Source organism: Geodermatophilus sp. SYSU D00696, from assembly GCF_054050235.1.
The window spans coordinates 73,131-83,008 of the sequence record NZ_JBJGYY010000023.1 but is presented as its reverse complement, the minus strand read 5'-3'; the positions used below and the strand labels follow the sequence as shown (position 1 = coordinate 83,008).

Sequence of the window (9,878 nt, the reverse complement as noted above, 5' to 3'; positions counted from 1 at the left end):
GGCCCGCCCCCCCCCCCCCCCCCCCCCCCCCCCCCCCCCCGGCCCCCCCCCCCCCCCCCCCCGCCGGGGGCCCCCCCCCCCCACGGGGTGAGCCCGGGCCGGCCGCACGGTGGGGTCGGGCACCGCGCGGTGGGCCCTGGCCGGTCAGCCCCCCGACGGCCCCGGCATCCCCGAGCGGCCGGCGCCCGGCGCGGCCTCCGACCGCAGCAGCGGCAGCGTGCGCCAGGGCACCAGCTCCGACAGCACCACGACGCTGGTCGAGCGGACCACCGCCGAGGAGCGGTTGAGGTCGACGAGCATCTGCTGCAGCGCCTCGTGCGAGCGGGCGGCGACCCGCACCAGGACGTCGCCGCTGCCCGTGGTCGCGTGCGCCTCCAGCACCCCGGGGATGGCCTCGAGGTCGCGGCGCACCGCGTCGATGGCGCCCTGGGCGATCTCCAGCGTGACGAAGGCCTGCACGCCGAACCCGGCCGCCCGCACGTCGACGTCGGGGCCGTAGCCGGTGACCACCCCGGCCTCCTCCAGGCGCTGCAGCCGCGCCGAGACGGTGCCGCGGGCCACGCCCAGCAGCCGGGAGAGCTCCAGCGGCCCGGCCGAGCGGTGCTCCCGGACGGCGGCGAGCAGCGCCACGTCGAGCGCGTCGAGCACGCGGCGGTCGGTCACGAGCGGTCCTCCTGCTGGTCCCGGTGACCAGGTCACGGCGCGGTCAGCTGGTCGTCCTGGTCAGTCGTACCAGCACCAGCGGTACCGGTTGCCCAGGTGTCCCCCGCGGGTGTGCAGTCCGGGGGACACCGACGACCCCCCGCGGGAGGAGACGGCGATGAGCCTCGAGCAGATCCTCAACGACGACGAGAAGCTGGCCGGCCTGCACGCCGACCAGCTGCAGCAGCTGGTCGGCCTCGTCGAGTACGACGCCTCGGCCGACCCGTTCCCGGTCAGCGGCTGGGACTCGCTGGTGTGGGTGGTCGGCAACGCGCTGCAGACCGCGCACTTCCTGCAGTCGGCGTTCGGCATGGAGCTGGTGGCCTACTCCGGCCCCGAGACCGGCAACCGCGACCACCACGCCTACGTGCTCCGCTCCGGCGCGGCGCGCTTCGTCGTCCAGGGCGCCTACGACCCCGACAGCCCGCTGGCCGACCACCACCGGCGGCACGGCGACGGCATCGTCGACATCGCCCTGTCGGTGCCCGACGTCGACCGCTGCGTCGCGCACGCCCGCGCCCAGGGCGCCACGGTGCTCGAGGAGCCGCACGACGTCTCCGACGAGCACGGCACCGTCCGGCTGGCCTCGATCGCCGCCTACGGCGACACCCGGCACAGCCTGGTCGACCGGTCGCGCTACTCCGGCGTCCACCTGCCCGGCTACGTGCCGCGCACCTCCACCTACCGCAAGCGGGACGGCGCGCCGAAGCGGCTGTTCCAGGCCGTCGACCACGTCGTCGGCAACGTCGAGCTCGGCGCGATGGACACCTGGGTCGACTTCTACAACCGGGTCATGGGCTTCACCAACATGGCCGAGTTCATCGGCGACGACATCGCCACCGACTACTCCGCGCTCATGAGCAAGGTCGTGGCCAACGGCAACCACCGGGTGAAGTTCCCGCTCAACGAGCCGGCGATCGCGAAGAAGAAGTCGCAGATCGACGAGTACCTGGAGTTCTACCGCGGGCCCGGCGCGCAGCACGTCGCGCTGGCCACCAACGACATCCTGGCCACCGTCGACGCGATGCGGGCCGAGGGCGTGGAGTTCCTCACGACGCCGGACTCCTACTACGAGGACCCCGAGCTGCGCGCCCGGATCGGCGAGGTGCGGGTGCCGGTCGAGGAACTGCAGGCCCGCGGCGTGCTGGTCGACCGCGACGAGGACGGCTACCTGCTGCAGATCTTCACCAAGCCGACCGGGGACCGCCCGACGGTCTTCTTCGAGCTCATCGAGCGGCACGGGTCACTCGGCTTCGGCAAGGGCAACTTCAAGGCGCTGTTCGAGGCGATCGAGCGCGAGCAGGCCCGCCGCGGCAACTTCTAGGAGGACCCCCGCACCGCCGAGTGAGCAGTCGTCGCTGCTCGACGCGGCGTGTCGGAGGGTGTCGTCGCTCGCAACTGCGCACTCGGGTCGCGAGGGAGCCGTTCCCGAACCCCACCACGGCCCGCGTCCCCGTTCCACGGACGGAGGACGCGGGCCGTTCGCGTGCCCGGACGGGGCGATCACGGACCGGAACCCCGGCGCCTCCATTGTGGCGACGGTCACTGCGTGCTACACATCCCTCGTCTTCATGACGAGCGTCACAGGGGCGCTATCCACGACGGCGGGATCCGTCCCGGCCGGCAGACCGAAGGAGACCTCGTGCGCAGCAGGATCCGGGGACTGGTCGCGGCATCGACAGCGGTGGGCCTGGCGCTGACGCTGGCCGCCTGCGGGAGCGACGGCGAGGCGTCCGCCGGGGGCGGGGGTTCCGGCGGGACCCAGAACGCCGCGGACGGGGAGGGCGGCAGCGGGGACGGCGTCGGCTGCGCCGAGGCCGAGGGTGCGGTCGTCGGCTACAGCGAGCCGCTGCCCGACCCCAACTTCCTGTTCATCGAGCAGATCATCGAGCAGGCTCTGGGCGAGTACGGCGCCGAGCTGCGGCCGGTCAACGCCAACCTCGACCCGGGCAAGCAGGTGGCCGACATCAACACGCTGGTGCAGAGCGGCGTCGACGTGCTCATCGCCAACCCGATCGACCCCAACGCCACGCTGCCGGCGTTCGACCGGGCCCGCGCCCAGGACATCCCGATCATCGCCCAGGAGACCACCGTCGGCGGGCCGTTCTTCACCAACGTCACCGCCGACGTCGAGTCCGCCGCCGCCCAGGGTGCGCAGCTGCTGGCCGAGACCGTCGGTGACGGCCAGGTCGCCGCGCTCGCCGGACCCAACTTCGCCGAGGTCATCACGCGCGAGAACGAGGCGTTCGCGGCCGCCGCCGAGGAGGCCGGCCTCGACGTCGTCGACACGCAGGTCAACCAGCAGATCACCCCGCAGGCCGCGCAGGCGATCGCGCAGGCGTGGCGGGACCGCTACGGCGCCGACCTCGCCGGGGTGTGGACGTTCAACGACACCTCCGCGGTGGGCGTCGCGTCGGCGTACTCCGGCAGCGACCAGCGGCCGGCGATCGTCTCGATCAACGGCCAGCCGGAGGTCATCCCGCTCATCGAGAGCGGCGAGGTCCTGGCCACCTTCGACATCCAGCAGGACAAGATCGGCCAGGCGCTGGCCTACGCCGCGCTCGCGGCCATCTGCGGCTCCGAGGTCCCCGAGGAGATCGTCGTCCCGGTGGCGCGGATCGACCAGGCCAACGCCGGCGAGTACCGGCCGCTGGAGGAGCGGGTCGACGACCCCTTCGAGGTCTCCTTCGAGGAGCGCGACGGCCGCACGTACGTGGCCGGCTGAGCCCGTGACGGCGACGCCGCTGCTGCGCGCCCGCGGCATCAGCAAGCGCTACGGGGGCGTGCAGGCCCTCGCCGGCGTCGACCTCGAGCTGTACCCCGGCGAGGTGGTCGCCCTCGCCGGGGAGAACGGCTCGGGCAAGTCGACGCTGTCCAAGGTGCTCGCCGGCCTGGTCGTGCCCGACGCCGGCGAGGTGGAGGTCGACGGCCGGCCGCTGACCCCGGGCAGCACGGTGGCGTCGCTGGAGGCCGGCATCGCCCTGGTCAGCCAGGAGCTGACCGCGGTGCCGCACCTGTCGGTGGCCGAGAACGTGCTGCTGTCCCGGCAGCGCTCGCCGCTGTCGCGGTTCAGCCGCCGGCGCACCGTCGAGGCCGCCCGCGAGCACCTGGCCGCCGTCGGCCTGCACGTGGACCCGGCGCTGCCGATGGCCGCGCTGGCGCCGGGCGACCGGGAGATGGTCGAGGTGGCCAAGGCGCTGGCCACCCGGCCCCGGGTGCTCGTCCTCGACGAGGCCACCGCGCGGCTGCCCGACCCCGGCCGGCTGTTCGCCGTCATGGAGCGGGCCGCCGCCCGCGGCACCGCCGTCGTGCTCATCACCCACCGCCTCGCCGAGATCTGCCGGATCGCCTCCCGCGCGGTGGTGCTGCGCGACGGCCGGCTCACCGGCCGGCTGGCCCGCGAGGAGCTCACCGACGAGCGCCTCACCGCGCTGATGGTCGGGCGCGACCTCGGCGACTTCTTCCACAAGCACGACCTCGCGCCGGGACCCACGGTGCTGGAGGTCGAGGACCTGGTCACCGACCGCTCGCCGGCCCCGCTGTCGCTGGCGGTGCGCGCCGGGGAGGTCGTCGGTGTCGCCGGCCTGGTCGGCTCGGGCCGCAGCGAGCTGCTCGAGTCGATCGCCGGCGCGCGCCGCCGGGTCGCGGGCACCGTCCGGGTGGCCGGCACGCCGCTGGCCGGCCGCGGACCGGCCGAGGCGATGGCCGCCGGCGTCGCGTTCGTGCCCGAGGACCGGTTCGCCCAGGCGCTGGTGCCCGGCGCCAGCCTGGTGACCAACCTGTCCATGCCGCACTGGCGGGTGCTCGGCCGCACCGACCGCCGCCGGGAGCGGGCACGGGCCGACGACGCCGTCGCCCGCTACCGCATCCGCTGCTCCGGGGTGGGCGCGCCGGTGCGCAGCCTGTCCGGCGGCAACGCGCAGAAGGTCGTCATCGCCCGCTGCCTGCAGGACGACCCGCGGGTCGTCGTCCTCGACGAGCCCACCCGCGGCGTCGACGTCGGCGCCCGCTCCGACATCTACGCCCTGCTCGCCGGCGCCGCCGAGCGGGGTGCCGCCGTCCTGGTCGCCTCCTCCGACCTGCCCGAGCTGCTGGGCCTGTGCGACCGGGTGCTCGTGCTGCACGACGGCGCGTTCGCCGGCGAACTCGACCGCGCGCAGGCCACGGAGGAGTCGATCGCCCTTCTCGCCCTCGGTGGAGGTCCGACCCGATGATGTCCGCACCCGCCGCCCTGCGGGGCCGCCCGGCGGCGACCGGCGACGGCCCACCCCGGCCGCCGTCCCGGTTCGGCCGGCTCAACAGCGCCACCAGCCAGTACGTCGGGGTGCTGGCGGTGCTGGCGCTCCTGGTGGTCGTGCTGGGCGTCACCCAGCCGCAGTTCCTCACCGTGCAGAACTTCGTCAACATCGCCGACCAGAACGCGGTGCTGCTGACCGTCGCCGTCGGCATGACCTTCGTGCTGCTCGTCGGCGGCATCGACCTGTCGGTCGGCGGGGTGCTGGCGCTGACCTCGGTGGTGCTGTGGCAGCTGCTGGCCACCGGCATGTCACCCCCGCTGGCGATCACGCTCGCGGTCGCGGTGGCCTTCTTCCTCGGGTTCGCCGTCAACGGGATCCTGATCGGCTGGGTCGGGCTGTCCTTCCTCGTGGTCACCATCGGCACCGCCTACGTCTTCCGCGGCCTGGCGCAGGTGTGGACCGGCGGGCAGTCGCAGTCGATCTACCGGACGGAGTACCTCGTCTCGCTCGGCGCGGCCCGCTGGCTGGGCGTGCCGGCCGGGGTCGTCATCGCCGCGGTGGTGTTCGTGCTGGCGCTGCTGGTGCTCCGCTACACCGGCTACGGCCGGATGCTCTACGCCGTCGGGGGCAACGCCGAGGCCGCCCGGCTGGCCGGCATCAACGTCACCTTCGTGCGGGTGTCGGTGTTCGGCATCTCCGCCGGGCTGGCGGGCCTCGCCGCGATCATGGACACCGCCCGGCTGACCACCGCGTCGCCGGTCGCCGGCTCCGGGTACGAGCTGCTCGCCGGCGCCGCGGTGCTGCTCGGCGGCACCTCGTTCATGGGCGGGCGCGGGTCGGTGTTCGGCACCCTGCTCGGCGTGCTGTTCCTCGGCGTGCTGCAGAACGGCCTGACCCTGGCCGGGATCAGCCCGTTCTGGGCCTCGGTCGCCAGCGGCACCGTGCTCATCGCCGCGGTCCTGGTCGACCGGCTGCGCAACGGGGTGATGCGCTCGTGACCGGCCGGGTCGAGGGCAAGGTCGCGCTGGTCACCGGCGCGGCGAAGGGGCAGGGGAGGTCGCACTGCGTGCGGCTGGCCGAGGAGGGCGCGCGGATCGTCGCCGTCGACCGCTGCGCCGACCTGCCGGGCATCCCCTACGCGCAGGGCACCGCCGAGGACCTCGCCACGACGGCCAAGCTGGTCGAGGCCGCCGGCGGGGAGGTGGTCACCGCCGTCGCCGACGTGCGCGACCGGGCCGCGCTCGCCGACGCGGTGGCCGCCGGGGTCGAGGCCTTCGGCGGGCTCGACCTCGCCGTCGCCAACGCCGGGGTCATCCAGCTCAAGCCGGCCCTCGACGTCGACGACGACGACTGGGACACCGTGGTCGGGATCAACCTGGCCGGCACCTGGCGCACCGTGCAGGCGGTGCTGCCCGCGCTGGTCGAGCGCGGCGGCGGCTCGGTGGTGATCACCAGCTCCGCGGCCGGGCTCAAGGGGCCACCGGCGATGGCGCACTACGCCGCGTCCAAGGCCGGCATCCTCGGCATGGTCCGCTCGCTGGCCACCGAGTTCGGTCCGCAGCGGGTACGGGTCAACTGCATCGCGCCGACCACCGTCGACACCGACATGGTGCACTGGCAGGGCGCCTACGACGTCTTCCGCCCCGACCTCGAGCACCCGACGCGGGCCGACGTGGAGCCGGTCTTCGCCTCGCTCAACGTGCTGCCGGTGCCGTGGATCGAGCCGCAGGACACCAGCAACGCGGTGCTCTGGCTCGCCTCCGACGAGGCCCGCTACGTCACCGGCACCGTGCTCCCGGTCGACGCCGGGACGGCGCTGACGTGAGCACCGCGAGCGCTCCCGGCCGGGTCGCCGGCACGGTCGCCCTGGTCACCGGCGCCGCCCGCGGCCAGGGCCGGGCGCACTGCCTGCGGCTGGCCGAGGAGGGCGCCGACGTCGTCGCCGTCGACCTGTGCGCCCCGGTGCCCGGCACCGACTACCCGCCCGCGACCGAGGCCGACCTCGAGGAGACCGCCGAGGCGGTCCGCGCCGCCGGGCGGCGGGCGGCCGCCCGGGTCGCCGACGTCCGCGACGACGCCGCGCTGCGGAGTGCGGTGGACGGGGCCGTGGCCGAGCTCGGCCGGCTCGACGTGGTCGTGGCCAACGCCGGGGTGGTGGTCGCCGCTCCCGCCGAGCAGCTGTCCGCGCAGGAGTGGCGGACGGTGGTCGACACCAACCTCACCGGCGTCTGGAACACGGTGAGCGCCGCGCTGCCGCACCTGCTCGCCCGGCCGGCCGGGAGCCCGTCGGCCAGCATCGTGGTGACCAGCTCGGCCAACGGCGGGATGAAGGCGCCGCCGCACCTGGCCGCCTACGCCGCCAGCAAGTTCGGCGTCGTCGGGCTGGTGCGGTCGCTGGCGCACGAGCTGGGCCCCCGGGGTGTGCGGGTCAACGCCGTGCACCCGACCGCGGTGAGCACGCCGATGATCCACAACGAGGCCACCTACCGGCTGTTCGCGCCCGAGGCCGAGCGACCCGGGCCCGCGGAGGTGGCGCCGGTGTTCGCCCGGTTCCACTCGCTGCCGGTGCCCTGGATCGAGCCGGTCGACGTGAGCAACGCGGTGCTGTGGCTGGCCTCCGACGAGGCCCGCTACGTCACCGGCGTCTCGCTGCCGGTCGACGCGGGACTGTCCGCCCGCTGAGAGGAGCCGCATGACCCTGCGGGACGAGGCCGCCGACCGCACGCTGCTGCGCGACACCGCGGCCCGCTTCGCCGCCCGAGAGCTCGCCCCGGCCGTGGCGCGGGCCGAGCGGGAGACCGGCGGCCACCTCGGCCGGGAGGAATTCCGGTCGCTGGTCGCCGCGGCGGCCGACCTGGGGCTCACCACCCTGCTGCTGCCCGAGGAGCACGGCGGCGGGGGCGGCAGCCAGCTGGACAACGCCGTCGTCGCCGAGGAGCTCGGCGCGGTCGACGTCGGCTTCGCCGCGGCGCTCAACCTCACCGCGACCGTGCCCGGGCTGCTCGTGGCCGCGGGCACCCCCGAGCAGCAGCGGCGCTGGTTCACCGCGCTCACCGCCCCCGGCGGGCACCTGCTGGCCGGGGCGCTCAACGAGCCCTCGGTGGCCGGCGCGGAGCTGTTCAGCCCGGTGCCCGACCCGGCGATCGGGGTGGCCACCCGGGCGCGGCGGGACGGCGGGGACTACGTCGTCTCCGGGGCCAAGGCGCAGTGGGTGACCAACGCCGGGGCCGCGGACACCTACCTGGTCTTCGCCCGCACCGACCCGGCGGTGCCCGCCGCGCAGGGGGTGAGCGTCTTCTGGGTGCCCGCGGACACGCCCGGCCTCGTCGTGGGCCCGCGCACGTCGCTGCTCGGCATGCGCAGCGGCTGGCACGCCGAGCTGGTGCTCGACGACGTCCGGGTGCCCGCCGACGCGCGGATCGGCCCGGAGGGCGGCGCGCTGCCGCTGCTGGGCAGCTCCACCCCGGGCATGGTCGTGGGCCTGGCCGCCGCGCTGGTGGGCCTGGCCCGCGCCGCGCTGGAGCAGACGCTGGCCTTCGTCGAGGGACGGCGCAGCTGGGGACAGCCGCTGCGCAGCCACCAGGCGGTGGCGCTCAAGCTCGCCGAGATGGCCGCCGACCTGCACACCGCCCGGCTGGTGGTGCACGACGCCGCCCGTGCCGTCGACCGGGTGGCCGCCGGGGAGGAGGACCCGGCCGCGCTCGCCGCCCGCGTCCCGCTGGCCAAGGTGCGCGCCGTCGACGTGGCCATCGCCAACGCCCAGCGCGCGGTCGAGCTGCACGGCGGCGCCGGGGTGACCGCCGGCGGTGGCACCGGCGGCAGCGCTCCCGAGCGGCTGCTCCGCGACGCCTGGACCGGCTACTCCTGCGACTTCCCCCGCGACGTGCTGATGCTCGGGGTCGCTGCCACCCTGTAGTCGGGTGGTGGCACCCTGAGCACAGCGCGGCAACAGCACGGCCCCGGCCCCGGCGCCGGGCGCGGGCGGGAGGAGGTGCGGTCGTGGTCCGGTCCCCGGAGGGTGCGGGCCCGGCGCGGGGGCGCTGGACCGGCGGCACGCCGTCCATGGCGGCCTCGCCGCTGCAGCGCGAGCGCGGCGGCCCCGGGCAGCCCCGCCTGCTGATCATGGACGTCTGCGGCGCCTTCATGCGGCCGCTGGGCGGCTGGCTCCCCGTGGGCCGGCTGGTCGGGCTCATGGCCGTCGTCGGCGTCGACGAGCAGGCCACCCGCTCGGCGGTGTCCCGCATGCGCCAGCGGGACCTGCTCGTCGCCGAGACCCGCGACGGGCAGCGCGGCTACCGGCTGTCGGACAAGGCGCTGGTCAGCCTGGACGAGTCCGACCGGCGGATCTTCTCCCGGGTGCACTCGGCCACCGTGGCCGAGGGCTGGGTGCTCGTCTCCTACTCCATCCCCGAGCAGGAGCGCGACAAGCGGCACCAGCTGCGCAGCCGGCTGGAGTGGCTGGGCTTCGGGATGCTCAACAGCGGGCTGTGGCTGGCGCCGCGCTGGATCCAGCCGGAGCTGGAGTCGGCGATCAAGACCCTCGGCTTCGAGGAGTACGTGACCGTCTTCGAGGCCCACCACCTCGGCTTCGAGGACCTGCCGGCCCTGGTCCGCCGGTGCTGGCAGCTCGAGGACCTCCGCGACCTCTACGTCGAGTTCCTCGGCACCGCCTCGACGACGGCGCAGCGGTGGCGCGACCGCCCGGGGGACGACCGGGACGCCTACGTCGACTACGTGTCGACCCTGCACCAGTGGCGCAAGTTCCCCTACCTCGACCCCGGCCTGCCGGCCGAGCTGCTGCCCGAGCGGTGGGAGGGGCAGCGTGCCGCCGACCTGTTCTTCGAGCTGCGCGACCGCCTCGAGGCGCCGGCCCGCCGGTTCGTGACCGACTTCGTCTCCGGCTGAGCAGGCCCGGAGGGCTCCCGCTCTGGTAGGACT

The 9,878-nt window shown here is 75.2% G+C and carries 9 protein-coding genes; 8 read left to right on the top strand and 1 reads right to left on the bottom strand.

Annotation, left to right across the window (positions count from 1 at the left end):
* Positions 1-144: 144 nt before the first annotated feature.
* Positions 145-663: an Lrp/AsnC family transcriptional regulator gene (locus tag ACI79O_RS15685; RefSeq protein ID WP_456874797.1), complete on the bottom strand. Its 519-nt coding sequence runs from the start codon at positions 661-663 to the stop codon at positions 145-147.
* Positions 664-820: 157 nt separating this feature from the next.
* On the opposite strand from ACI79O_RS15685, the gene hppD reads away from it, so the two are divergent.
* From hppD to ACI79O_RS15645, 8 genes are all read left to right on the top strand, one after another.
* Complete coding sequence (gene hppD / locus ACI79O_RS15680) at positions 821-2,026, top strand: 4-hydroxyphenylpyruvate dioxygenase (protein WP_456890283.1); 1,206 nt, start codon at positions 821-823, stop codon at positions 2,024-2,026.
* A gap of 318 nt (positions 2,027-2,344) precedes the next feature.
* Positions 2,345-3,427, top strand: a complete 1,083-nt coding sequence (locus tag ACI79O_RS15675; RefSeq protein ID WP_456890284.1) for a sugar ABC transporter substrate-binding protein — start codon at positions 2,345-2,347, stop codon at positions 3,425-3,427.
* A gap of 4 nt (positions 3,428-3,431) precedes the next feature.
* A complete protein-coding gene (locus ACI79O_RS15670) occupies positions 3,432-4,916 on the top strand; it encodes a sugar ABC transporter ATP-binding protein (protein ID WP_456914609.1) in 1,485 nt (494 codons plus the stop codon).
* Positions 4,913-5,938 carry an ABC transporter permease gene (locus ACI79O_RS15665; RefSeq protein ID WP_456914608.1) on the top strand — a complete coding sequence of 342 codons (1,026 nt, stop codon included), beginning with the start codon at positions 4,913-4,915 and terminating at the stop codon, positions 5,936-5,938. Before ACI79O_RS15670 ends, ACI79O_RS15665 begins: the two co-directional genes overlap by 4 nt.
* Positions 5,935-6,765: a mycofactocin-coupled SDR family oxidoreductase gene (locus ACI79O_RS15660; RefSeq protein ID WP_456914607.1), complete on the top strand. Its 831-nt coding sequence runs from the start codon at positions 5,935-5,937 to the stop codon at positions 6,763-6,765. The genes ACI79O_RS15665 and ACI79O_RS15660 overlap by 4 nt, the downstream gene beginning before the upstream one ends.
* Positions 6,762-7,622, top strand: a complete 861-nt coding sequence (locus ACI79O_RS15655) for a mycofactocin-coupled SDR family oxidoreductase (RefSeq protein ID WP_456890290.1) — start codon at positions 6,762-6,764, stop codon at positions 7,620-7,622. Before ACI79O_RS15660 ends, ACI79O_RS15655 begins: the two co-directional genes overlap by 4 nt.
* A gap of 10 nt (positions 7,623-7,632) precedes the next feature.
* A complete protein-coding gene (locus ACI79O_RS15650) occupies positions 7,633-8,856 on the top strand; it encodes an acyl-CoA dehydrogenase family protein (RefSeq protein WP_456890292.1) in 1,224 nt (407 codons plus the stop codon).
* 83 nt (positions 8,857-8,939) lie between these two features.
* Positions 8,940-9,845 (top strand): PaaX family transcriptional regulator, encoded by a 906-nt coding sequence (locus tag ACI79O_RS15645; RefSeq protein WP_456914606.1) that lies wholly within the window; start codon positions 8,940-8,942, stop codon positions 9,843-9,845.
* Positions 9,846-9,878: the final 33 nt, after the last annotated feature.

Coding starts and splice junctions, on each gene's coding strand:
- hppD (WP_456890283.1), top strand. CDS start 821: ATGAGCCTCGAGCAGATCCTCAACGACGACGAGAAGCTGGCCGGCCTG.
- ACI79O_RS15665 (WP_456914608.1), top strand. CDS start 4,913: ATGATGTCCGCACCCGCCGCCCTGCGGGGCCGCCCGGCGGCGACCGGC.
- ACI79O_RS15650 (WP_456890292.1), top strand. CDS start 7,633: ATGACCCTGCGGGACGAGGCCGCCGACCGCACGCTGCTGCGCGACACC.